At 32.9% G+C, this 25,955-nt stretch carries 18 protein-coding genes; 5 read left to right on the top strand and 13 right to left on the bottom strand.

Going from position 1 to position 25,955, the window contains the following annotated elements; genetic code table 11:
* Window positions 1-136 precede the first annotated feature (136 nt).
* Entirely contained in the window at window positions 137-331 is a 195-nt protein-coding gene (locus ISP08_RS09055) for a YjzD family protein (RefSeq protein ID WP_195718403.1), read from the top strand.
* A gap of 41 nt (window positions 332-372) precedes the next feature.
* On the opposite strand, the gene clpB is transcribed toward ISP08_RS09055, so the two are convergent.
* The 3 genes from clpB to ISP08_RS09070 all read right to left on the bottom strand — a co-directional run bounded on the left by clpB (window position 373) and on the right by ISP08_RS09070 (window position 5,499).
* Window positions 373-2,988 (bottom strand): ATP-dependent chaperone ClpB, encoded by a 2,616-nt coding sequence (clpB, locus tag ISP08_RS09060; protein ID WP_195718404.1) that lies wholly within the window; start codon window positions 2,986-2,988, stop codon window positions 373-375.
* Between the two features lie 199 nt (window positions 2,989-3,187).
* Window positions 3,188-4,993, bottom strand: a complete 1,806-nt coding sequence (locus ISP08_RS09065; RefSeq protein WP_195718405.1) for an acyltransferase family protein — start codon at window positions 4,991-4,993, stop codon at window positions 3,188-3,190.
* Between the two features lie 197 nt (window positions 4,994-5,190).
* Window positions 5,191-5,499, bottom strand: a complete 309-nt coding sequence (locus tag ISP08_RS09070; RefSeq protein WP_048792698.1) for a metal-sulfur cluster assembly factor — start codon at window positions 5,497-5,499, stop codon at window positions 5,191-5,193.
* A gap of 116 nt (window positions 5,500-5,615) precedes the next feature.
* Between ISP08_RS09070 and ISP08_RS09075 the strand changes: the two genes are divergently transcribed.
* Complete coding sequence (locus tag ISP08_RS09075) at window positions 5,616-6,458, top strand: Cof-type HAD-IIB family hydrolase (RefSeq protein WP_195718406.1); 843 nt, start codon at window positions 5,616-5,618, stop codon at window positions 6,456-6,458.
* Window positions 6,459-6,521: 63 nt separating this feature from the next.
* Window positions 6,522-7,844 (top strand): CoA-disulfide reductase, encoded by a 1,323-nt coding sequence (locus ISP08_RS09080; RefSeq protein ID WP_195718407.1) that lies wholly within the window; start codon window positions 6,522-6,524, stop codon window positions 7,842-7,844.
* 175 nt (window positions 7,845-8,019) lie between these two features.
* Here ISP08_RS09080 and ISP08_RS09085 read toward each other — a convergent pair whose 3' ends face one another.
* From ISP08_RS09085 to ISP08_RS09120, 8 genes are all read right to left on the bottom strand, one after another.
* Complete coding sequence (locus tag ISP08_RS09085) at window positions 8,020-8,412, bottom strand: YisL family protein (RefSeq protein WP_195718408.1); 393 nt, start codon at window positions 8,410-8,412, stop codon at window positions 8,020-8,022.
* A gap of 141 nt (window positions 8,413-8,553) precedes the next feature.
* Window positions 8,554-9,462 (bottom strand): fumarylacetoacetate hydrolase family protein, encoded by a 909-nt coding sequence (locus ISP08_RS09090; RefSeq protein ID WP_195718409.1) that lies wholly within the window; start codon window positions 9,460-9,462, stop codon window positions 8,554-8,556.
* Window positions 9,463-9,695: 233 nt separating this feature from the next.
* On the bottom strand, window positions 9,696-13,352 hold the full coding sequence (gene addA, locus ISP08_RS09095; protein ID WP_195718410.1) for a helicase-exonuclease AddAB subunit AddA: 3,657 nt from the start codon (window positions 13,350-13,352) through the stop codon (window positions 9,696-9,698).
* Window positions 13,345-16,818 carry a helicase-exonuclease AddAB subunit AddB gene (gene addB / locus ISP08_RS09100; protein ID WP_195718411.1) on the bottom strand — a complete coding sequence of 1,158 codons (3,474 nt, stop codon included), beginning with the start codon at window positions 16,816-16,818 and terminating at the stop codon, window positions 13,345-13,347. The genes addA and addB overlap by 8 nt, the downstream gene beginning before the upstream one ends.
* A gap of 129 nt (window positions 16,819-16,947) precedes the next feature.
* Window positions 16,948-17,520, bottom strand: coding sequence for a signal peptidase I (gene lepB / locus ISP08_RS09105; protein WP_195718412.1), 573 nt, complete (start codon window positions 17,518-17,520; stop codon window positions 16,948-16,950).
* Between the two features lie 18 nt (window positions 17,521-17,538).
* A complete protein-coding gene (gene lepB / locus ISP08_RS09110; RefSeq protein WP_195718413.1) occupies window positions 17,539-18,060 on the bottom strand; it encodes a signal peptidase I in 522 nt (173 codons plus the stop codon).
* A 4-nt stretch (window positions 18,061-18,064) separates the two neighbouring features.
* Window positions 18,065-18,640, bottom strand: coding sequence for a TVP38/TMEM64 family protein (locus ISP08_RS09115; RefSeq protein ID WP_195718414.1), 576 nt, complete (start codon window positions 18,638-18,640; stop codon window positions 18,065-18,067).
* A 235-nt stretch (window positions 18,641-18,875) separates the two neighbouring features.
* Complete coding sequence (locus ISP08_RS09120) at window positions 18,876-20,207, bottom strand: glucose-6-phosphate isomerase (RefSeq protein WP_048792688.1); 1,332 nt, start codon at window positions 20,205-20,207, stop codon at window positions 18,876-18,878.
* A gap of 335 nt (window positions 20,208-20,542) precedes the next feature.
* Here ISP08_RS09120 and ISP08_RS09125 point away from each other — a divergent pair, with 335 nt between their 5' ends.
* Both ISP08_RS09125 and argH read left to right on the top strand, forming a co-directional pair.
* Entirely contained in the window at window positions 20,543-21,745 is a 1,203-nt protein-coding gene (locus ISP08_RS09125) for an argininosuccinate synthase (RefSeq protein WP_195718415.1), read from the top strand.
* A complete protein-coding gene (argH, locus tag ISP08_RS09130) occupies window positions 21,738-23,114 on the top strand; it encodes an argininosuccinate lyase (protein ID WP_195718416.1) in 1,377 nt (458 codons plus the stop codon). The genes ISP08_RS09125 and argH overlap by 8 nt, the downstream gene beginning before the upstream one ends.
* A gap of 101 nt (window positions 23,115-23,215) precedes the next feature.
* Here argH and ISP08_RS09135 read toward each other — a convergent pair whose 3' ends face one another.
* On the bottom strand, window positions 23,216-24,460 hold the full coding sequence (locus ISP08_RS09135; protein WP_048792685.1) for a Glu/Leu/Phe/Val family dehydrogenase: 1,245 nt from the start codon (window positions 24,458-24,460) through the stop codon (window positions 23,216-23,218).
* A gap of 111 nt (window positions 24,461-24,571) precedes the next feature.
* On the bottom strand, window positions 24,572-25,762 hold the full coding sequence (locus ISP08_RS09140; protein WP_048792684.1) for an ornithine--oxo-acid transaminase: 1,191 nt from the start codon (window positions 25,760-25,762) through the stop codon (window positions 24,572-24,574).
* Window positions 25,763-25,955 lie beyond the last annotated feature (193 nt).

Consider the following 25,955-nt stretch of genomic DNA (forward strand, 5'->3'; position numbering starts at 1 on the left):
AATTGTGCTTTATACATTATAAATTACACACCATATTATCTCAAAGCAAAAGTAAAAATGTAAGCGATTTATGCTATACAAATATCACTCTTTTAATTATAATGTAATTATATATAAGTTATTGGAGGCATTACTAATGAAATACCTCGCTGTATTAGTTTGGGCAATCGTCTTATTAGAAATGGTTAATTTTGTCTTAAATAGTTTAGAAGGTGGCGGAGCGTTGAACTTTGTTACACCTATTATTATCGCTGTTATTTTCACCATTCTTATAATATTATTTGATTTAGTAATCAAACCTAAGAACAACCAAACTAAAAATGAACATTAAAAAACACCAACATGTTTAACATGTTGGTGTCTTTTTTGTAATTAAACATTAGTTGTTTCGTTGTTTTCTAAATTGAAAGTCAAACCATCTTCAGTTAAATCAACATTTACAACTGTTCCTTCAGGTAAGTTCTCTCTTATCATTTTTCTAGCTAAAGGTGTTTCAATTTGTGATTGAATGAAACGTTTTAATGGTCTTGCACCAAATTGTGGTTCGTATGCTTCTTTACCTAACCATTCTTTAGCATTATCAGATACATTAATAGAAATTCGTTGGTCTAATAATCTAATGTTTAATTGTGTTAATAGTTTATCTACAATCATACCCATATCATCGACTGATAATGGTTTAAATAATACGATATCGTCCATACGGTTTAATATTTCTGGTTTGAAGTATTGATTTAAACTTTCCATTACAGCTTTTTCAGTTGTTTCTGTAATAACGCCAGTATCTTTCACATTTTCAAGTAAGACTTGTGAACCAATGTTACTAGTCATAATAATTATAGTGTTTTTGAAATCAACATTTCTACCTTTTGAATCAGTTAGACGACCCTCATCTAAAATTTGAAGTAATACGTTGAAAACGTCGCTGTGCGCTTTTTCTATTTCATCTAATAGAATAACTGAATATGGATTACGACGAACGGATTCAGTTAATTGACCCCCTTCATCATGACCAACATAACCAGGAGGAGCTCCAATTAATCGTGACACAGAATGTTTTTCCATATATTCACTCATATCAATACGAATCATATGTTTTTCTGAATCAAATAACGTTGAAGCTAATGACTTAGCTAACTCAGTTTTACCTACACCCGTTGGTCCTAAGAATAAGAAACTACCTATAGGTCTTTGGGGATCTTTAATACCTGCGCGCGCTCTTACTACTGCGTCAGATACTAAATCTACTGCTTTATCTTGACCCACAACACGTTCGTGTAAAATATCAGCTAAGTTTAAAAGTTTTTCACGTTCTGTTTCGACTAATTTTGAAACTGGAATACCCGTCCAAGCACTTACAATATCGCCGATTTCTTCATCTGAAACAATTTCTCTAATAATACGATCATTGTCTTCATTTTGTTCATCTTGGAATGCTGCTTCTAAATCTCTTAATTCTTTTTCTAACTCAGGTATTTTACCATGTTGTAATTCTGCTGCACGTTCCAAATTATAGTTATTTTCAGCATCTTCCAGTGCTTTTCTACTTTCATCAAGTTCTGTACGTTTTTCTTGAAGTTTCGCAATTTTTTCTTTTTCTTGTTCTACACGAGATGAAATTTCGGATTGTTTTTCTTTTTCGTTAGCTAATTCTTCTTGTAATTCTTGTAATCGTTGTTTACTCGCATTATCAGATTCATTTTTCAATGCACTTTCTTCGATTTCTAATTGCATTACGCGTCGATTAACTTGGTCTAATTCTGTTGGATTTGAACCCATTTCAGTACGAATCGTTGCACAAGCTTGGTCCACTAAGTCGATCGCTTTATCTGGTAAGAAACGATCTGTGATATAACGGTCTGATAACTCAGCCGCAGCAACTAAAGCACGGTCTTGGATTCTAACACCATGATATACTTCATAACGTTCTTTGAGACCTCTTAAAATGGAAATTGTATCTTCAACATCAGGCTCTGAAACATTTACTTTTTGGAAACGACGCTCTAATGCAGAATCTTTTTCGATATATTCACGATATTCATTTAAAGTCGTAGCACCGATACAGTGTAGTTCCCCTCTAGCAAGCATCGGTTTTAACATGTTTCCAGCATCCATTGCGCCTTCAGTTTTACCTGCACCAACTAGCATGTGAATTTCATCGATAAATAAAATTATTCTACCATCTGAATCTTTAACTTCTTTAAGTACTGCTTTTAGACGTTCTTCAAATTCACCACGATATTTAGCACCGGCTACAAGCGCACTTAAATCTAATTCGAAGATCGTTTTATCTAGTAATGATTCAGGTACGTCTTTGCGTACGATTCTTTGCGCTAATCCTTCTACTATCGCTGTTTTACCTACACCAGGTTCACCGATAAGTACTGGATTATTTTTAGTTTTTCTGCTTAAAATTCTTATAGAGTTTCGAATTTCTTCATCTCTACCGATAACTGGGTCCATATTACCTTGTCGGACCTCTTCTACTAAATCACGTCCATATTTCTCTAAAGCTTCATAATTTACTTCTGGATTTTGTGATGTCACGTGATTCCCTCCTCTAATTTTTTTTATAATTTCCGTTACTACTTCTGCTTTATTGCCTACTGCTTGTTTTGTTGTTTCATCTATAGCTATTGCAGCTAACAGTAGATGCTCCATAGATATATATTCATCATCATATTCTTTCATATATAATTCAGCTTTAGTCAAAAGTTCATTTGCCTTTGGACTAATATATTGTCCGTATTGAATATTATCTCCTTGCACAGTTGGATATTTTTTTAATTTATTTTCATATTGTGTTGTTAATTGTTCTGTATCAATATTTGCTCTTTCTAAAACATTGTGATATAAACTATCTGTTTCAGCCATTGCTGATATTAGTATTGCTTCAATTTCAATATTTTGTAATTCATATGTTTGAGCTTGCTCAACCGCATTTTGTAATACGCTTTGCACTTTGTAGGTCATTTGATTTATATCCAATATTTTCACCCCTATACAATTAGCGTTAGGTCAAACCTTTTTGACTTTGACTTTCTTTGACCTTAACTTTATTATAGACCCTTTTATATGAAGAATCAACTCGAAAGCATTAAAAAATACATCATTTTTATTAAATTAATTTTCTCATAACAGTATAAAAAACCGGTACCGTCCAAGTTGAACGATGACCGGTTTATTGCTATTTTTTCAGTGCATTAACGATTTGATCTGTTAACGCATCTACCCCTTTTGGCTCCAGATGAATACCGTCTGGTGCAAAGTATTCAGTATGACCTTCTGAAGTTTTATACCAATTTATTAATTTAACATTTGAATGTTCTTTAGCAGCTTGAGCTAACATATCATTCACATGTTGTTCATATGGTCTTGGCACTCTAACATTAATTAAATAGATGTCTGCCTTTCCTAATCTATTAATTAATTCATCTAATTGACTCTTACTAAAATCTCCATTAGTACCCAATTCGAGTACAACTTGGTCGCCTTTTTGAGTTTTATCTTTGTACTGACTATTAACTAACGGCAACGCTTCATATAGATTTCTTCCTACCTTACCATCTATATCAGCATTTGGTACTTTTTCTTTGAAAGTATCACCAATATCTACCATTACAGAATCACCTAGTAATAATGGAGATAGGTTTTTTACATCTTTATTAGATTTCGATTGCTTATCTGTATCTTTATTGTTATCTATGGGTTTTGGTTTAACAATTTTTTTATCTTGATTAGTTGAATGAAATGTTGTTTTTTTATGCGTTATATCATCCTTACCTAATTTGTCGAAGGCGCCTAAAAATACTAATATTGTAGGCACACAAACACATAAAGCAACAATCGTTCTAATTAAAGATGTCTTAAATAAGCTATTAAAACTAAAGATTCGGAACCCATGCTTTCTAAAAGGTACTTCTATATACCTATATGATAGTTCTGCAAAAACAAAAGTTAAAATTAGATCCAAAACAAATACGTAAAGTGGGTATTGTCCCGCTACGTAATATGAATGAATAAAGCTTATTATAGGAAAATGCCAAAGATATAAACTATATGATCTTTGTCCTATGTATACAAATACTCTATTCCCCAATGCTTGCGCAAAGATATTGGAAGGATGTACTGCACTCGCAATAATTAATAACGTGAGTGCTGAAATCAAATAGAAACCACCATGATAAATCCATGCACTATCATCTTCCACAGTGAAGAATAATGTTATTAAAATAAGTAATCCGATTGTTCCAACAGTACTAATTATTATTTTTAATACTTTAGGTGGTTTAGCATTCAATTTAAAAGGTGGCCAAGCAAAAGCTAAAATCACCCCTAATAATAATGTTTGTAAACGTGTGTCTGTACCGAAATACACACGTGAATTTTCTGCGGTCATAAGTGAAATTGTTATCATCAAAATGAGTGATACCAACGACACAATCCAAAATATAAGTGTTACATTTTTATAACTTTTAAATTTAAATAATAACAAAACTAAAATGAACGGGAAAAACAAGTAAAACTGTTCCTCAATCGCTAATGACCATAAATGTTTCAATGGCATAAATGCAAATTGTTCAAAATAATTTACATCTGTTATTATGTACCACCAATTTGACATATAGAAAATGGCTGCAAATGCGTCGTGTTTAATCTGAACGATGTGAGATGGTTTTAAAATAAGTGTAGCTATAGTCACTGTAAAAATTAATATTAACACTGCTGGTAATAGTCGTTTTATACGTCTGAGCCAAAATTGCTTTATTTTAATCGTTCCTGTTTCTTCGTATTCGCTAAGCAATAAGCTAGTAATTAAATAGCCGGAAATCACGAAAAAGGTATCAACACCTAAAAAGCCGCCACTAAGCCATTGCTTATTTAAGTGATAAATTATAATACCAATGACAGCAATCGCCCTTAAGCCGTCTAAACCAGGCATATAGCGTTTAGGATAACGGTTACGATTTTTAGTAGTATTGTTTGTTTTCATTAATAAACATCTTTCCTTACAATTAATTGAATGTCAGGCATCTATAAAGTGTAATGTTTTTGTAATGAAATTGCAATTATTTTAATGATTTGTACAACCAAATTGTGAACTTTATAATTTCAAACACAAAAAGCTTAGATAACAATTACAAATTTCTGCAACTATCATCTAAGCTTTATCATGTATCAATTAAATAATTATCCAATACCTAATGCTATTTTTGCATAGCGAGACATCATTTCTTTATCCCATGGTGGATTCCACACGATATTTACTTCTGTGTCTTGAATTTCAGGTAATTCAGCTAATACCATTTTAATTTGATTAATAATTTGCGGTCCAAGAGGACAGCCCATTGAAGTCAATGTCATTTCTACCGTACATAAGCCTTCATCGTCTACGTCTACTTTATATACTAAACCTAAGTTAACGATATCGATACCTAACTCAGGGTCAATTACCATTTCTAAGGCATTTAAAATATTATCTTTTAAACCTTCATCCATTTGTCTCACCTCTTTGTATTTAATCTTACTTAACAATATATCAAATATCTTACAAAACGCCAATAAAATGCTATGATGTTATTGTATTCTAATATACTTATTCCAAGGAGAAAGTTATGCAACCTTATTTAATTTGTCTAGATTTAGACGGCACGTTATTAAATGATGAAAAGGTTATTACACCTTACACAAAAAAAGTACTAAAAGTCTTACAACAACAAGGTCACAAATTAATGATTGCTACGGGACGTCCGTACCGAGCGAGTCAAATATATTACCATGAATTAAATATGGATACACCTATCGTCAATTTTAACGGTGCGTATGTTCACCATCCAAAAAACAATACTTTTGAAGAAAAGCATGAAGTGCTTGACTTAAACTTAGCAACAAGTATCATTCAATCTTTAAAAGATTATGGCGTTAATAATATGATAGCCGAAATTAAAGACCATGTATTTATTGATAATTTTGATCAAAAATTATTCGATGGTTTTTCAATGGGCAACCCTAAAATAGAAACTGGAAATCTATTACAAAATTTAAATACTTCCCCTACTTCTATTTTAGTTGAAGCTGAAGAAGTAATGATTCCTAGAATTAAACAAATGCTGTCTAGTTTTTATACAGAAAGTATAGAACATCGTCGTTGGGGATCACCTTTTCCAGTTATAGAGATAGTCGGTAAAAACATCAACAAAGCACGTGGCATTGAAACATCAAAATCATACCTCAATATTGAGCAACAAAATATTATCGCTTTTGGTGATGAAGACAATGACTTGGAAATGATCAAATATGCAGAGCATGGTATTGCTATGGGTAATGGTCTAACAGATTTGAAAAACATAGCCAATGCTACTACATATACTAATAATGAGGATGGCGTAGCTCATTATCTAAACGACTTCTTTAAGTTAAACATTAAACAAGAACAATATATTAATACTAATATGTAAGTTTAGAACATTAATATTTACTATCGCCAAATTTTATTCTTACCCTTTGTAGGAGGTTATTATATGACCGAAATAGTCGTCGTAGGCGCTGTAGCGGGCGGTGCAACTGTCGCCAGTCAAATACGCAGATTAGACAACCAAAGCAACATTACTGTTTTTGAAAAAGATAGAGATATGAGTTTTGCCAATTGTGGTTTGCCATACTATCTGGGCAACGTAGTCGATTCAAGAGATAAACTACTAGCTACAACACCTGAAGCTTTCTCGGAAAAGAAAAATATTACTGTTAAAACGCATCATGAAGTTACAGCCATTGATGATGTAAATCAAACAATATCAGTATATAATCACTTAACTTCAGAAAGCACATCAGTCCCTTACGACAAATTAATTTTAAGTCCGGGCTGTAGTGCTAATACACTACCTTTAAATAGTGATATTGTATTTACTTTACGTAATATGGAAGATACTGATGCTATCGACAATTTTATAACGACGAATAATGTCCAAAGTGCATTAGTCGTTGGGGCTGGCTATATCAGTTTAGAAGTTTTAGATAATTTACATTATCGCGGAATTGACACAACTCTCATTCATCGATCATCTCAAATTAATAAATTAATGGATCAAGATATGAACCAACCTATTTTTGATGAATTAAACAGTAGAAACATCACTTATCATTTAAATGAAGAGATAAGTAAGGTTGAGGGTAACAAAGTTACCTTTAAATCTGGTAACGCAGCATCATATGACATCATTATTACTGGCGTAGGCATTAAACCAAATTCTGATTTTGTTAAATCCTCAAGTGTTCAACTTGATGATAAGGGTTATATCCCTGTAAATGATAAATTCGAAACTAATGTAGATAACATATACGCATTAGGCGATATCATTACGTCGCATTATAGACACGTCGATTTACCTGCGCATATACCACTTGCTTGGGGCGCACATCGTGGTGCAAGTATTATTGCCGAACAAATTGCTGGTGATAATACGATTCGCTTCAAGGGATACCTTGGAGCCAATATCGTTAAATTTTTTGATTATACGTTAGCGAGTTCAGGGATAAATCCGCAAGAATTATCCAACTTTGATTATGAGATGCTTGAAATCAATGCTGGTAAACATGCGAATTATTACCCAGGAAATAGTAAAATACACTTACGTGTTTATTTTGATAAACGTACTAGAAAAATTATTCGTGCAGCAGCAACAGGTGTAGCAGATGTAGATAAACGAATAGACATTCTTACAATGGCAATGATGAACGGATTAACTGTGGATGAACTAACAGAGGTAGAAACAGCTTATGCTCCACCTTATAGTCATCCTAAAGATTTAATTAATATCATTGGTTACTCAGCGCGTAATAAATAACAGTAAAAAGTCAGTTTCTATTCATAGTAGAAACTGACTTTTTTTACCTTCTATCGTTACATATGCTCAAAAACTTTACTATAAAGCCGTTCAAAAATAAAACCAATTAATGTATTCTCAAATCGAATACATTAATTGGTTTTTTGAGTGGAACTTATCTCCACATTGCTATTAATTATAGCCCGAAAAGTTTAGTTATTGGTCCCCATGGTAAAATAACGCCTAATACCATAGTGATAACGATAACAATTATTGTCCACCATAACAAACTCGTAGTTGGTTGCTCTTTTTTTCTTTTGATTAATGTAACTTCCATTAAAGCAATTGCTGCAAAACCGCCTACCATTTTAAATGTTAGTAACATGTGGCCCCCACCATTGTTACCTGCTGAAAACTCTTGAATAAGTAACCATAAACCTGAGAACAACACCAAAACCATAAATAGTCTTAATAACATATGAACTGGTTTATAGAAAGGTGTTGGCCCTTGTGACTGCGATAAGTTAAAGTAAGCAGCGAAAAATAAAATAATCGCTAATACCCAACTTAGTATGTGCATGTGTATCATGCTATATCCCTCCACACAACTTTATATTTCTACAACTATTTTATCATATATGCCCTATTACTCAATCAGTCTTTTTTACTTAGCCTTAAACCAACAAAACGAGGTAACTTTAAATTTAAAAGTTACCTCGTCATTTATCAATTATTCATCTTGAGCAATAAAATTTGTTAATGTACCAATATTATCAATTGTTACTTTAACTTCGTCACCTGGTTGTAAAAACTGAGGTGGATTCATACCTGCACCTACACCAGCTGGAGTACCTGTAGCAATAATATCTCCTGGATGTAATGCTACATATTTAGAAATTTCTTCTATTAACTCATCTATTTTTAAAATCATTTGGCTTGTGTTGCCATCTTGACGTATTTCGTTATTCACTTTAGTAACGATATTAACGTCTTCAGGTGTTGGCAATTCATCCTTCGTTACAATATACGGTCCAATTGGGCAACCACCTGTTAAACTTTTAGATAAGAAAGCTTGAGCATGCGTATTTTGGGCATTACGGTCAGTCACATCATTGATGATAGTGTAACCATAAACATAGTCTAAAGCTAAACCTTTAGGAATTTTTTCACCGTCTTTACCAATAACAATACCTAACTCACCTTCATAATCTAATTGGTCAGTAATATCTTTATGATTTGGTATTGTGCTGTTATCACCAGTTAATGAAGATGCCGCTTTAGTAAAGACGTATAAACGTTGAACTTCATTATTTAACTCATTAGCATGATCTTGATAATTACGTCCAAAAGCAATTACATTATTAGTTGGTGTTACCGGTGGTAAAAATTCTATATCTGAAAATGGTACTTTATAATTATCACCATTACCGCTATCTTCAGCAGCTACAACTGCTTTTCTAACTTGTTCTTGGAAATCAACTAATTGATTTTGTTGCAATCCGTTTAACAACGTCTTAGGGTGAAATTCACCTTCAGCAAAGTCTGCAAATACACGTTTTAAATCCCATGCAGCTTCTTCACGTTTAACTTTAACACCATAGGATGTTTGTCCTTCATGTCGGAATGATAAAAATTTCATTCACTATCAGCTCCTCAACTTTTAACTTACTTTATATTATAACTATAATTCTCAATAAATAACAAATAAATGAATAGGTTGAAATTATTAAAATTGAACAATGAAACTAATGAGCTATACAACCGTATTCTATTATTATTCATCTTTCCCTATGTTTAATTTTTTATGCATAAATTTTGCATAGGTTCGCTTTAAATAGTTCATAAGCATTCACATATAAATTAAATTAACGTCTATTCTTCTACTGATAATTGACCATATTTAAAGAAATATAAATAGCCTTTTACTTCAGTATTTAAGATTGTTTCTAAAGTGTTTTTATAATAAGTCATTTGAATTTTATAGCGATCTCTAAGTTGCTTACCTATTTCTTCATCGGTCATCCCTCTACGTCTATTAAAAGCGTCTGTTTTATAATCTACAAAATAATACAAACCATCTTTTACGAAAATTAAATCTATCATACCTTGAATGATAGAACTATCTTCTTCACTCTCTGGTACATGATCTACTTTTCCTTGATTTACAATGAACGGTAATTCTCTATATATTCCATCACTTTTAGCGATTGCTAAATATAAATCACTGTTAATAAATTGTTCTATTTCTGGAATATTGATGTCTTGCTTAGCATCTTCAGCTATTATATTTTTACGGATTAAGTCGTCGATATATTCGTTAACTTCCTCCGTACTTAACCGCTCTACTTTGAATGGTAAATGTTGCATTACTGTATGCATCAATGTTCCTATTTCATTTGCCTTACGTTTTGTATATTGATTTAAAAAGTTTGGTCGTTCATAAGTAGTTGAACCCACACGATATTGTCTCACACGGTTATAATCGGTACCTGCTTCTTCAGTTTCAAGTTGTCGCTTTAATTCTGAAACAGATTGTTTAGACGCTTTATGCATATCTTTTTGATAAGGATATTCATAACTTAATTGTTCATGAATTTGCGCTTGCAACGTTTTATCATTCGTTGCTGCTTGCGGTATATCATGAACAGAACGTTGTGTTGTTGTATCAGCGACATATTCGCTTGCGATGTCTTCATAATTATGAATATTAATATTCACGCTTGGTCTAACACTTGCGTCCAATGCATCGATATCTGTTTCAAACTGAAGATCTGATGGAATAGCAGTTGATTGATGTTTTGCCAAAATCGTATAGATAAGGTCGATAGGACGCTGTGCCGTCAATCTATAACTGACAGGCAAGTAATCATTGGATACTGCCACTTGCTCCCATTGTTCTAATTCTTTACTGTCTTTAACTCTACCAATCAAATACAATTGCTCTTTAGCTCTCGTTAAAGCAACATAGATAAGCCTCATTTCTTCTGAAATTAATTCTTTTTCCGCAATTGCTTTTAAGGTAACAGATGCTAAAGATGGATAACTTACATTATTTTGCACATCAAAATAATTCATTCCTAAACCATATTGTTGATTTAAAATCACAGGTTTATTTAACGCGTCTCTTCGGAATCTTCTTGAGAGTCCTGAATATATTACAAATGGAAACTCTAGCCCTTTACTACTATGCACCGTCATCATGCGAACAACATCATCATTCGGTCCAATTACATTTTCCTCACCAAAATCTTTGCCACGCTCTATTAATTCATCAATAAAACGAATAAATTGATATAGTCCTCGGAAACTAGAATTTTCAAATTCAATCGCTTTGTTAAATAAGCCATACAAATTTGCTCTTCTACCTTTACCGCCAATTAACCCACTAAAATATTGAATAACAAAATGGTCATTATAAAACTTATCAATCAATTGATAAACGGGGTGACTTTGACTATATGTTTGATACATAGCTAAGTCATCCATAAAGTATTGTAATTTTTGTACAAGCTTTTTATTAGCAACTTCATTGCTCATATAATTGTTTATCGATTGATAAAAATAATCATCGTTCGGACTAAACACTCTAATATTAGACAATTCATCTTCGGTAAACTGGTAAATTACAGAACGCATTAAACCAACTAAATATATATCTTGCAACGGATTGTCGACAGTTCTTAAAAATGACAATATCAATCGCACTTCAGTTTGTTCGAAATAGCCTTCTTTACTGTTCACATGGAAGGGAATATCATGGTCTTTAAATGCTTGTTGGATGCGTCTAGCCTGACCATATGACCTTTCCAAGATAACAATATCTTTGTATGTAGGTTGTCGATATTTACCTAACTTCACATCATAAACTTCACGTTCGTTCATAATTTGTTGCACGTGTTGTACGATATATTCAGCTTCTTGTTCTGCACCTGTTAAATCAGATTCACCATCTTCTATTAACATATCAAGATGCAATGGTACATTAGCATCATCAAAGTTAGCACCATAATATAATTGTGCCGCTTCATCGTACTCAATTTCACCAACTTGACTATCCATCATATGCTTAAATAAATAGTTAGTCGTGCTTAATACTTCTTTACGTGACCTGAAATTTTGAGACAAATCGATGCGTAAGCCACTATTGTCACCTTTTACGTTAAAACGGTTATACTTTTCTATAAATAAACTAGGGTCTGCCTGCCTAAATTTATAAATTGATTGTTTAACGTCACCCACCATAAATAAATTACCATCATGGTCATTTCCTTTTTTGATACACGATAGGATTTGTTCTTGTACTCTATTCGTATCTTGATATTCATCTACGAGTATTTCATCAATTTGTGTGGACAAATGTTGCGCTATTTCAGATGGCGTACCATCTTCATTGGTTAATATTTGTAATGCAAAATGCTCATAATCTGCAAAATCAATAAGATTGCTACTTCTTTTCTTACCATTAAATTGTTCAATCACATCGGCTGTAATTTGAGCCAAATAACTTACACGTGGTTTTAATTGTTGCATATCACTTTTCAGACTATCCACATCTCTTGAGAAATAATCATCTTGTACTTTTGTCACTAAAGATTTGTAATTGTCATAATGACTTTTAGCACTATCATATGCTTCTATATTTAATTCATTAGCTTCTTTTATTTTTTTATTTTTAGCAGGAAAACGCGGTTCAAATTGATGGTTCGCAATTAACTCTGTGTTTAACATACCGTCTTCCATAGCTTGCGTTAAAAATTGACGTTCTCTTTGGACAACGTCAACTTGCTTATCTACTTCTTCTAACATCATAAATAAATCATAACTTTTATTTAATGATTCTTCTGCCGATGTTAAAAATATTTTAGCCAAGTCATTGAGTAATTGTAACAAGTTGTCTTGTTGTGTTTCATTGTCATATGGTTCGGCAAGTGAATTTAGCCACTCAAATGGATATGGATTGGCTACACTAAATTGATATAACTGTTTAATAATTTCTCTCAGCTGTTCATCGTTTCTATCGGATGATAATTGCTCTGTTAAATCCACAAAGTTAGCATCTAATTTGTCGTAATGTTGTTCTAACACTTCATCAATTGTTTGTTCTAATAATAATATATTTTCCGCTTCACTACTCGTTCTAAAATTTGGATCCACATCTAAAACATCATAATGCTGTTGAATTAACTTTAAACAAAAACTGTGCAATGTTGAAATTTGTGCTTGATGAATTTTAACACGTTGGCTTTTTAAATGTTCATTCGAAGGATCTTCTAATGAAGCCTCTTTAATTCTATTTTCAACTCGATGTTTCATTTCTCGTGCACTAGCATTAGTAAAGGTAACGACGAGCAGACGATCGACATCTAATTCATCATGTAAGATACGTTGAATGATTCTTTCAACTAATACCGCAGTTTTACCTGAACCCGCAGCTGCAGCCACTAAAATATCTTGATCTTTAGCATATATACTTTTCCATTGATTATCAGTCCATTGTGCATTACTTGGCTTTGTTGGTATATTAGTCATTTTGCACGTCTTCCTCACTTTCTATCTCAACTTGCTGAATTGCTTCTAGAGGATTGATGGTCTCATCTACTTGACGATAACGTTTTTGATCAATCATGCCATCAACGTGACAGACAGATTTATAGTTACAATATTGACATGGTAATGTTTGATTATATTTCAGTGGCGCAACTTCAGTATGTCCGTCCATAATATTCGATGCTGTTTCTATAAAGTTTTGTTTATTATGTGCAATAAATTTATAGATTGTTGATTCATCTGCCACTTTACTACTACTTTTAACCGTACCATCTTTTTTCAAGCCTACCGGTACAATATCGGAAGTAAAACTTGGCTCGATTCTATCATCTAAGGCATCTAATACATTTGTATCACTATTTAATAAACCATTTAATTTAAAAGCAGTTAAAAATTCTGACGTACGTTTTTCTTCTTGCAACTCTTTCCAAGCTAGTTTAATTCGTGGTTCATGTACATGAAAGTATAATAAGCCACCCGGTTTCGTAACTTTATTCAACCCTAAACGTGATTTATTTTGTAACACAATATCCATATAAGTCATCATTTGCATTTGCATGCCATAATATACTTTCGTTAAATCTAATGTGCCACTATATTTTGATGATTTATAATCAATAATATTAACAAAGCTCTCATCATTTTTTGTGTAAGTATCAATACGGTCAATCTGACCTCTAATATTGATTGGCACACCTTGACGTGTCACAAGTGGTTGGGCATATAATTCTTCGTTATTTTTAGGATTTTTTCTAAAGCTAGCTTCAAATTTTGTCGGAACAAATTTAGAATGACTGCCTTGATATTGCAGTGCTGTTAATGTCGTTTCTACTATTGCACCAATACGTTGAGATAAATAACGATAATATGCTGTTGAGTTAAGTACGTTAAATTGAACTTCTGGTAATATTTCTTCTAATGCCTTTGTCGTTAATTCATGAATTGCCTTATGTGTTAATTTGTTAAATTGGCCATTCACTTGCTCTGAGATGTACTTTAATACTTGGTGGAATATGTCTCCTAAATCAAAATTCTCTAATTTATATTTAGTTCGTTCATTTAAACGTAAACCGTGTGAAGCAAAATGTTTAAATGGACAAGCCAAATAACCTTCGAAACGCGAAACACTCGCATTAATTTTGTCTCCATATAAAGATTTAGATAAAGATTCACTTAACTGCACCGTTTCATTATCATAAGTTAATGCCGTTAATAGATAATCTAACCCCTGATTTAAACGTTCATCATTTTGCATGACTTGGTATGTATCTAACCAAGTTTCGGCAACGATTTCATCATCTAACCATGCTTTTAAAGATTCAAACAATGCGATTTTTGTTTGATGTGGATGTTCCATTAACGTTAAAGGATTCATTTGATGTAGATGATGTATATTTTGGATTTCTAAATTAGTATATAGTGCTTGAATTTGGGTAATAAAAGGACTAAGTTCTTTTTCATCTCCACTTGCGCCCATCAAGCTATAAGAAAATGTGACATCTGATTGTGCCCTCGTCATCGCAATATAACACACGAAAGCCTCATCCATTTGTAAGATATCTGCTGTAGGACTGAGTTCAAGTTGAGATTGTGTTTGGAAATATTTCTTTTCATCATCAGTCATTAATCCAGATGCTTGAACCGATTGAGGTATGACACCGTCGTTAACGCCGACAAGATATACTTTAGCCTTATTATCAACTTTAGCTAAATCCATTGTCCCTACACTTACTTGATCTATCATTTGCGGAATCATTCTAAACTCTAACTGCTCTAAACCGATGTCTAGCAATTCTAAAAATCTTGTTTTCGACATCTGTTGTTCTTTGAAAACAGAAACTAAATCATCTAATGTTTGAATAAAACCATTCCAAACTTGGTCTAATTCTTCCGCTTCAGTGTGTGCTTCGGTAGCATCTAATCTATCTCTTTCTGCCATAAGTTGACTCGGCAATTCAAGTACTTCGATTGCTTCATAAAATGCACGTGCGAAATCAACCGCGGTTTGCGTATCACTCAAACGTTCTTCAAACGCCATGATTTTATTTACAACGTTCTCTTTTAATTTAACGACACGTTGGAATGTTTCGCGTTCTTCATCAGTCAACGGTTGACGTTTAATGCCCATTTTATTAAAACGTTCAATCTCAAAATACTTGTCATCTAACCAACGCTTACCATATATACCACGTTCTAACACGAAATTTTCTAAGATACTGATTAGATAACCACTATTTTCTATTGTTTGAGTTAATACATCCGTCTTAAATAGACGCATCAACGGTTCAAAACGCCAATTCGTTTGCAACACTTCGATAAGCGAACGGAACATTTCCATAACCGGATGATGGGTCATAGGCTTTTTCAAATCAATATGATAAGGAATATCATATTGTGGAAATATGGACTCTATTAAATACGCGTAAGTTTCGTCTCTATACAAAATCGCGATATCTTGGAACCTTCTGCCTGCTTCCCTATTGTCACGTAAAATTTGACGCGCTATTTCATTTACTTCTTCACGCATATTAGATGACTCATAAATTTTAAGGTGTTGTTGTAATTGTTGTGGTTCAAATTGTAGCGCATTAAAATTTTGTTCTAAATGTTGTAAATCTTTATTCTCAAATCGCTGTTGATGTGAAAATGTCTCGACATTTAATGAAATATTAAGTTCTTGAGCGATTTCTTCGATATGAGTTAGAGATTCTGATGGCTTTCTATATAAACTAAATGGATCTTTATCACCATCAGTTGTCAAAAGAATTGTAACTTGTCTACATTGTTTAACTAATCCTTTAATAATTTCATATTCTAATGTAGAAAAATTGTGGAATCCATCTATGTATATTTGTGCGCGGCTAAGCCATTCGGATTGATTCATCATAGTGATAAAACGTTGCAACGTATCTTCGGTAGAAACGTATTGACCATTGATACGTTGTTCTAATTGTTTATATACCAAAGCGATATCTTGTAATTTATGTTGCGTTCTTGTTTGTAAGTTGTTTTCAGCAATATAATCTTCTAGTTGTTGTGGAGAAACTGCATATTTTTTAAAATCTTGAATTTGTTCATATAACTTTTCACTAAATCCATAATATTTTACTTGTGACTGATATAATTTCAGCTCATTTTTATGTTGTTGAATAATATCATAAATCATCATTTGTGTAGCAGCTTTTGATAATTGTTCTTCCATTAAGCCCCCAACTTCTTGAAAGACACGATAACTTAAACGCTCAAAGTGTAAAACTTCAGTTCTTAAACTACCATTTAATTCTGAGTCATTAACAAATGCTTGTTCTAGTTGGAACGTATTTTGTGTCGGTGCAATTAAAACAATAGGATCGCCTAGTGGATCTTGTTTCATATCTGCTTTAATAGTTTCTATCATTTTATGAGATTTACCTGTTCCTGCTCTTCCTATATATGCATTTAATTCCATGAACTAGCTCCACTCCTTTGAGTCATATTTTAACACATAAGGCTAAAAATTAATTGTACTCTATAAATATAAAAAAGAAGAATTAGTTAACTTTAAACTTGTTCGCGTCAACTAATTCTTCATTATTAATTATTTGTTGTAATTCGTATCTGGATCGAAGCCAAATTTAAAATCACTAAACGGCCAGAATCTAAATGATACTTTACCTACTACTGTATCTTTATCAATTAAACCGAATGAACGACTATCTTTACTTACTTCACGGTTATCACCTAGTACTAATAATTTACCTTTAGGTATTTTATTACCTTGAGCATTTGGTAAATCTTTAGTTTTCAAACTACCTGTAATGTATTCATATTGTTTATGCTTTTCATTGTAATCTAGGTATGGTTCTTTTACTCGGTGACCATTAACATATAGTTTGTCTTTTTTATATTCGATATTGTCTCCTGGTGTTCCAATTACACGTTTAACATAGTCATCAGTTTTATTAGCATGGAATACGATAACATTACCTTTTTTAATATCATTAAATCTATAGTCAAATAAGTTAACAATAACATGTTGACCATCTTTTAATGTTGGATCCATCGAGTCACCTTTTACAGTATATGACTTTGCGACAAAATTGATAATGAATAATACTAAAGCCACTGCCACGACGATTGATATAATCCATTCAGTTATTTCTTTTTTCACGTTTCACACCTCATCTATTTATTTAAAATCTACAGTGAATGCCTTAAATGGGTAATATCGTAAAGATACCTCACCAATTATATCCTTTTTACTAATATAACCAAAATTTCTTGAATCTTGTTTATTTTGTCGTTGATCGTTCAACACAAAATACTTATTAGTAGGTACGATATCACTTTCAGAACCTTTGATTTGACGTAATGCCAAATTATCAATGCTATTGTTTTTAACATAAGGTTCATTTACTTGTCTATCATCACGGAGTAATTTCCCATTTTTAAAGACGATAGATTGACCGGGTTCCCCAATAATTCGTGCAACATAAGTACGTCCATTATGATGATACATAATTATGTCGTTGTTTTTCAATAGGTTAAAAGTCGTAGTTATTTTATTAACGATTAAACGATCTCCACTTTTCAATATAGGAGTCATATTACTATTGTGCATAACTGTTCCAGTAATTACAAATGCTTGTAGCAATAAAACTATAATAATCGCAAAAATAATAGAAATCAAATGTTTTATTATTTTTTTCATGGCGTCACTCCTCTGAAGAATGCATAAAGTGTTTTTCTACCTGTCTTCCTATAAACCAAACAATGATTACAACAATCACGACAATCGTTATACGTATAGGATTAGAAAATAAAGTAGAAATATCTTTTCCTAACCAACCTACAAGACTAATCATAACTAATTTTGATAAAGCTAACACCCAAAAATAATGTACAGATTTAATGTTGGTAACACTAGCGATTAAATTCACCAAAGCACTCGGTGTAAAAGGAAAACAAAATAAAATAAATATAGGTATAACGCCATGTTTATCAATATACTTAATCAACCTATTTGCAGACTTACGTTTTTTTAGTCGTTTCATATATTTAGAATGCGCCAACCGTCTAAAGATTAGAAACATGATAAAACTACCAAGCACTGTTCCTAACCATGCGAGTGTCATTCCTATTACAAAACCATAGGCATTTACATTTACTATAACAAATACGATTAACGGTAAAATGGGTATAAACGCTTCAATAAATGGTAAGAAAAATCCCACAAGATACCCCATGTTTCCAAATACATCAAACCAATGATTAACTTGTTCAGTCGACATTTAATCAATCCTCATCCCTACTATTGATATACATTATATGTTTTTTCGTGAGGTTTTTAAATACCAAATGCTTCATGCATCAATAATTCATGCTGAGGTAGTAGTGTCTTGTCATATGTAAGTCTGATTAATGTTGGTAAATGATATAAAAAAGCGATGACATCATCTAGACTGTGTAGATTCTATCATCGCTATTATTTTATTTGTATATCTTGTGCTTCATATAATTGTTGAATTATAAACGTTGTTCTAATTCTTGTTTTTTATCTTCAAAGCCTGGTTTACCTAACAATGCAAACATATTTTGTTTATATGCTTCAACACCAGGTTGGTTGAATGGATTAACGCCTAATTGGTAACCACTCATCGCACATGCAAGCTCGAAGAAGTAAACAACATAACCAAATGTTTCTTCATCTAATTTAGGAATATTAACTACTAAATTAGGAACGCCACCATCAGTATGCGCTAATAAAGTACCTTCGAAGGCTTTAGTATTAACTTCATCGATTGTTTTGCCAGCTAAATAGTTTAAACCGTCTAAGTCTTCTTTGTCTTCTTCAATAGTAATATTATGTTTTGGATTATTAACTTTAACTACTGTTTCAAATAGGAAACGTCTACCTTCTTGTACATATTGACCTAATGAGTGTAAGTCAGTAGTGTAGTTGGCGCTTGAAGGATATACACCTTTATAATCTTTACCTTCAGATTCACCAAATAATTGTTTCCACCATTCATTAAAGTATTGCATAGAAGGTTCATAGTTAATTAGCATTTCGGTTGTATAACCTTTTGCATATAAAATATTACGGATTGTCGCATATTGATATGCAATATTATCTTCTAAGTTTTCAGAAGAAAGTTCTTCTCTTGCTTTAGCAGCACCTTGCATCATTGCTTCAATATCGATACCTGCGACTGCGATTGGTAATAAGCCTACTGCAGTCAATACTGAGTAACGGCCACCAACATCATCAGGAACGACGAAAGTTTCATAGCCTTCATTAGTAGCTAATTGTTTTAAAGCACCTTTTTCTTTATCAGTTGTAGCAAAGATACGTTTTTTCGCTTCTTCTTTACCATATTTGTCTTCTACTAATTGTTTAAATAATCTAAACGCTACAGCAGGTTCAGTCGTTGTACCAGATTTTGAAATAACATTTACTGAGAAATCTTTACCATCTAAATAATCAATTAATTCTTGTGTATAAGAAGAAGATAAATGATTACCAACAAATACGATTTCAGGATATTCATCACTATTTCTAAATGATGAAGTTAACATTTCAATTGCTGCACGTGCACCTAAATAAGAACCACCGATACCAATTACTACGAAAACATCTGAATGTTCTTTAACGCGTTTTGACGCCTCTAAAATACGTGAAAATTCTTCTTTATCATAATCAACAGGAAGATCTATCCATCCTAAGAAATCATTGCCAGCGCCTGTGCCTTCGTGAATAGTATGATGTATTGATTTAACGATATCTTTTTGTTGTTCTAATTCATGTTCGTTAAAAAATTCTAACGTTTTACCATAATCTAACTGTATATGAGTCATGTTAATTGCCTCCTGTATATTGGGTTCATGTATTATTTTACTAACTTTGAAATTAGTATTCAAACAACTAGCCTATCCCTCACTTATATGACAGCAAAACTAGTTAGTTAAATTTATATCATATTTTCATATCATATGCATAAAAATATACATTTCCTCCCCCTTTATATTAAAGTATTGATTTAAAAATGTATTATTTAAATGGCAAATCAAAAACATAAGGAAAAATAAAGTTTTTGTATATTTATGTAAAATAATGGTTTTATTTTCATTCACTTTTTGTTATTCTAGTTCTATTAACTTACAAATTAAAAATTATGAATGAGGTGTCCTATATGAAACAAAAAATAGTTTTAGCATATTCAGGTGGTTTAGATACAAGTGTTGCAGTACATTGGTTAATTGAAAAAGGCTATGACGTGGTAGCTTGTTGTTTAGATGTTGGTGAAGGCAAAGATTTAGATGTTGTATACCAAAAAGCATTAGATATGGGGGCTGTCGAATGCCACATTATCGATGCTACGGAAGAATTTAGTCAAGATTATGTTGCCTATGCAATCAAAGGTAATTTAATGTATGAAGGTGCATATCCATTAGTATCTGCACTTTCAAGACCGTTAATTTCAAAAAAATTAGTAGAAATTGCCGACAAAACTGATGCAGTTGGTATTGCTCATGGGTGTACTGGTAAAGGCAATGACCAAGTACGTTTTGAAGTTTCAATAAAAGCACTTAACCCAGAATTAAAAGTATTTGCACCAGTGAGAGAATGGGCATGGAGCCGTGAGGAAGAAATTGATTATGCAATCAAACATAACATCCCTGTACCTATACAACATGACTCACCATATTCTATCGACCAAAACTTATGGGGTAGAAGTAATGAGTGTGGCATTTTAGAAGATCCTTATGCTACACCACCAGAAGATGCATATGATTTAACGCATGCATTAGAAGACACGCCAGATCAAGCTGAAGAATTAGTTTTATCTTTCGAAAAAGGTTTACCTACTGCTTTAAACGACGAATCACTGTCTTTAACTAAATTAATTTTAAAATTAAATAAAATTGCAGGTAAACATGGCATCGGCAGAATTGACCATGTAGAGAATAGACTTGTAGGTATTAAATCAAGAGAAGTTTATGAAACACCAGCGGCAGAAGTAATCGTTAAAGCACATAAAGCACTTGAAACTATTACATTAACTAAAGATGTTGCTCACTTTAAACCAGTTATCGAAAAACAACTATCAGAGCAAGTTTATAATGCTTTATGGTTCTCGCCATTAACAGATAGCTTAAAAACATTCGTTGATAGTACACAAGACCATGTTACTGGTGAAGTAAGAATCAAACTTTATAAAGGTAATGCTGTCGTTAATGGTAGAAAATCTCCATTTACTTTATACAATGAAAAATTAGCTACTTATACAAAAGAAGATGCATTTAATCAAGAATCTGCTGTAGGTTTCATAGAAATTTACGGTTTACCGACACAAGTAAATGCTATGCTTCATGGAGGTTATCACAATGAGTGAGAAAGCTTGGGGTGGCAGATTTAAAGAAAAGCCTGAAGACTGGGTTGATGAATTTAACGCATCTATTCACTTTGATAAAACTTTAATTAAACAAGATATTGAAGGTAGTATTGCACATGCTAAGATGTTAGCTCAGCAAAATATCATTGCTCCTAAAGAGAGCGATGATATTATTGCAGGTTTGGAACGCATACTAACTGATTTCGAAGACGGAAAAGTTGAATTTGATGTTTCGCTAGAAGATATTCACTTAAATATAGAACATGAATTAATTAAACGTATCGGTGATACTGGTGGTAAATTGCACACAGGTCGTAGTAGGAATGATCAAGTTGCAACGGACATGCACTTATATACAAAAGAACAAGTTTCAATGATTATCGAATTAATCACATCATTCCAAACAACTATCGTAAATGTGGCAGAACAGCATGTTGATACTATTATGCCTGGGTATACGCATTTGCAAAGAGCCCAACCCATTTCATTCGCCCATCACCTTTTAACTTATTACTGGATGTTGGAAAGAGATAAAGGGAGATTTCATGATAGTTTAAAAAGAATTGATATTTCACCACTTGGCGCAGCGGCTTTAAGTGGAACTACTTACCCTATTGACCGCCAAATGACTCAGGAGTTATTAGGATTTAGTTCTTTATACGAAAATAGTATGGATGCAGTAAGTGACCGCGATTATATAGTTGAAACGTTACACAATATTTCTTTAACAATGGTCCATCTATCTCGTTTTGCAGAAGAAATTATTTTTTGGTCTTCTGCAGAAGCTAATTTCATTACTTTATCTGATGCATTTTCAACTGGTTCTTCGATTATGCCTCAAAAGAAAAATCCTGATATGGCCGAGTTAATTAGAGGTAAAGTTGGTCGTACTGCAGGTCATTTAACGAGTATGTTAATGACTTTAAAAGGATTACCACTTGCTTACAACAAAGACATGCAAGAAGATAAAGAAGGCTTGTTTGATGCTATTCATACTATTAAAGGCTCTTTAAGAATCTTTGAAGGTATGGTTGATTCAATGACAATTAACGTTGACCATTTAAAAGAGACTGTAAACAATGACTTTTCAAACGCCACAGAACTTGCAGATTACTTAGTTACTAAAGACGTTCCTTTTAGAACGGCACATGAAATAGTAGGCAAAATCGTATTATGGTGTATACAAAACAATAAATATTTATTAGATGTACCGCTTACTCAATATCAAGAAGCACACCCTTCAATCGAAGACGATATATATTCATTTTTAAAACCTGAAAACTGCGTTAGCCGCAGAATCAGTCATGGTTCTACTGGTCAAAATGCCGTAAAACAACAATTAGAAATTATCAAAACCCAATTACATTAAAAAATAGTCATAGAAGTGTTACTTCTATGACTATTTTCATGTTTGCTATACAAAAAATGCAAGTATTGAATTGTTCTCAATACTTGCATTTTGTTTAAATTTTATGCCCAACCACGGTAACGCGCTGCTTCCGCAGTACGTTTAATACCTACGATGTATGCAGCTAAACGCATATCAATTTTACGATTTTGAGCTAATTCATAAATTGTATCAAATGCTGTGATTAATTTTTCACGTAATTTTTCGTTAACTTCTTCTTCCGTCCAGTAGTAACCTTGGTTATTTTGAACCCATTCGAAGTAAGAAACTGTAACGCCACCAGCACTTGCTAATACGTCTGGCACGAGTAATATGCCACGTTCAGTTAATATTCTAGTACCTTCTGGCGTTGTTGGACCGTTCGCAGCTTCTACTACTACGTCTGCTTTAATGTCATGTGCATTATCAGCAGTAATTTGGTTTGCAATCGCTGCAGGAACTAAAACATCACAATCAATTTCAAATAATTCTTTGTTTGAAATAGTTTCTTCAAATAGATTAGTAACAGTACCGAAACTGTCTCTGCGGTCTAATAAATAATCAATATCTAAACCTTCAGGATCATGTAATGCACCATAAGCATCTGAAATACCTACAATTTTAGCACCCATGTCATATAAGAATTTAGCTAAGAAGCTACCTGCGTTACCAAAACCTTGAATAACTACACGAGAGCCTTCGATTTGTTTATTTCTTCTTTTTGCCGCTTGTTCAATAGCAATAACAACACCTAATGCAGTAGAACGGTCACGCCCTTGTGAACCACCTAATACAATTGGTTTACCTGTGATAAAACCTGGTGAGTTAAATTTATCTAGAGAACTATATTCATCCATCATCCATGCCATAATTTGAGAATTGGTAAAAACATCCGGTGCCGGAATATCTTTAGTAGGCCCAACAAATTGAGAGATTGCTCTAACATATCCACGAGATAAACGTTCAACCTCATGAATACTCATTTGACGTGGGTCACAGACGATTCCACCTTTACCGCCACCATAAGGTAAGTTAACAATTCCACATTTTAATGACATCCACATTGATAATGCTTTTACTTCTTCTTCGTCAACATCTGGGTGGAATCTAACCCCACCTTTAGTTGGTCCGACAGCATCGTTATGCTGTGCACGATAACCAGTAAAAGTTTTAACAGTCCCATCATCCATTCTTACTGGTATTCTTACTTGTAAAAATCTTAATGGTTCTTTGATTAAGTCGTACATTCCATCATCAAAACCCAATTTGTGTAAAGCTTCCTTAATAATATCTTGTGTAGAAGTAACCAAATTATTATTCTCAGTCATGATTCATTTCGCCTCTTTTTCGTAACTAATGATTTCGCTTTCATAGTAATTGTAACATAACTTTTAGCTTTTTAAAGTGTAATTACTATACTAGATTGATGAACTTCTATGCTATTTAAAAACTGCTTTTACTTTGTCTAATGCGTAGTCAATTTCTTCTTTAGTAATAACTAAAGGAGGTGCAAAGCGAATAACCGTATCGTGCGTTTCTTTACATAGAATGCCTTGCTCTTTTAAAGCTTCACAATAAGGTCTAGCGTTTTCGTTCAATTCAATTCCTATGAATAAACCACGACCTCTTACTTCTTTAATAGCAGGGTGGTCAATCTTTTGTAACTCTTCTTTGAAATAGTTACCTAGTTCTAATGAACGACCTGGTAAATCTTCATCGATAATAACATCTAATGCAGCAATAGAAGCAGCACAAGCTAGTGGATTACCACCGAATGTAGAACCGTGAGAACCCGGTGTAAACACGCCTAAAACTTCTTCGTCTGCTAATACAACTGAAATTGGTAATACGCCACCGCCCAATGCTTTACCTAAAATATAGACATCAGCTTTAACGTTATCCCAGTCTGTCGCAAATAATTTACCTGAACGACCTAAACCTGCCTGAATTTCATCGGCAATAAATAAAATATTATGTTTGTCACATAATTCTCTAATCTCTTTTAAATAACCTTCTGGAGGTACATTTATGCCTGCTTCACCTTGAATTGGTTCAATAAGGACAGCAGCTGTATTTTCATTAATAGCAGATTTTAATGCTTCAATATCACCAAAATCAACTTTACGGAAACCTTCTAATAATGGACCGTAGCCACGTTGATATTCTGCTTCAGATGATAATGAAACTGGCGCCATTGTACGTCCGTGGAAGTTGCCATTAAACGCCACAATTTCTGCTTTATCTGGTTCAATATTTTTCACTTCATAAGCCCAACGTCTTGCAGCTTTAAGTGCTGTTTCAACCGCTTCAGCACCCGTGTTCATTGGTAGTGCTTTTTCTTTTCCAGCAAGTTTACATATTTTTTCATACCATGCACCTAAGTTGTCGCTATGGAAAGCTCTAGATACAAGCGTTACTTTATCAGCTTGATCTTTCAACGCTTGAACTACTTTAGGGTGTCGATGCCCTTGGTTAACAGCTGAATATGCAGCTAGCATATCCATATATTTGTTTCCTTCAGGATCTTTTACCCATACCCCTTCAGCTTCCGAGATAACAATTGGTAATGGAACATAGTTATGCGCTCCATAGTGATTTGTAACCTCGATGATTTCTTCTGATCTTGTCATGATATCTCCCCTTTAAATTTATTATGTGCTATAAAGCCACAATCAATCATATCCATAGCATAACGTATTTAACAGATAACTGAAACTATTTTTCTAAGTAAATCTTATGCTTTGATAATAGTGCGTCTATGTAATAATTCTTACTTTGAATAAACGACATAATAATTTGTATATTTATCTATAAGGAATTTAT

This window comes from Staphylococcus lloydii, assembly GCF_015775975.1.
Lineage (GTDB): Bacteria > Bacillota > Bacilli > Staphylococcales > Staphylococcaceae > Staphylococcus > Staphylococcus lloydii.

What these genes read in the sequence shown, in the direction of transcription:
- ISP08_RS09055 (WP_195718403.1), top strand. Translation starts at nt 137, where the DNA reads ATGAAATACCTCGCTGTATTAGTTTGGGCAATCGTCTTATTAGAAATG.
- ISP08_RS09065 (WP_195718405.1), bottom strand. Translation starts at nt 4,993, where the DNA reads ATGAAAACAAACAATACTACTAAAAATCGTAACCGTTATCCTAAACGC.
- ISP08_RS09070 (WP_048792698.1), bottom strand. Translation starts at nt 5,499, where the DNA reads ATGGATGAAGGTTTAAAAGATAATATTTTAAATGCCTTAGAAATGGTA.
- ISP08_RS09075 (WP_195718406.1), top strand. Translation starts at nt 5,616, where the DNA reads ATGCAACCTTATTTAATTTGTCTAGATTTAGACGGCACGTTATTAAAT.
- ISP08_RS09080 (WP_195718407.1), top strand. Translation starts at nt 6,522, where the DNA reads ATGACCGAAATAGTCGTCGTAGGCGCTGTAGCGGGCGGTGCAACTGTC.
- ISP08_RS09085 (WP_195718408.1), bottom strand. Translation starts at nt 8,412, where the DNA reads ATGATACACATGCACATACTAAGTTGGGTATTAGCGATTATTTTATTT.
- ISP08_RS09090 (WP_195718409.1), bottom strand. Translation starts at nt 9,462, where the DNA reads ATGAAATTTTTATCATTCCGACATGAAGGACAAACATCCTATGGTGTT.
- addA (WP_195718410.1), bottom strand. Translation starts at nt 13,352, where the DNA reads ATGACTAATATACCAACAAAGCCAAGTAATGCACAATGGACTGATAAT.
- addB (WP_195718411.1), bottom strand. Translation starts at nt 16,818, where the DNA reads ATGGAATTAAATGCATATATAGGAAGAGCAGGAACAGGTAAATCTCAT.
- lepB (WP_195718413.1), bottom strand. Translation starts at nt 18,060, where the DNA reads ATGAAAAAAATAATAAAACATTTGATTTCTATTATTTTTGCGATTATT.
- ISP08_RS09115 (WP_195718414.1), bottom strand. Translation starts at nt 18,640, where the DNA reads ATGTCGACTGAACAAGTTAATCATTGGTTTGATGTATTTGGAAACATG.
- ISP08_RS09120 (WP_048792688.1), bottom strand. Translation starts at nt 20,207, where the DNA reads ATGACTCATATACAGTTAGATTATGGTAAAACGTTAGAATTTTTTAAC.
- ISP08_RS09125 (WP_195718415.1), top strand. Translation starts at nt 20,543, where the DNA reads ATGAAACAAAAAATAGTTTTAGCATATTCAGGTGGTTTAGATACAAGT.
- argH (WP_195718416.1), top strand. Translation starts at nt 21,738, where the DNA reads ATGAGTGAGAAAGCTTGGGGTGGCAGATTTAAAGAAAAGCCTGAAGAC.
- ISP08_RS09135 (WP_048792685.1), bottom strand. Translation starts at nt 24,460, where the DNA reads ATGACTGAGAATAATAATTTGGTTACTTCTACACAAGATATTATTAAG.
- ISP08_RS09140 (WP_048792684.1), bottom strand. Translation starts at nt 25,762, where the DNA reads ATGACAAGATCAGAAGAAATCATCGAGGTTACAAATCACTATGGAGCG.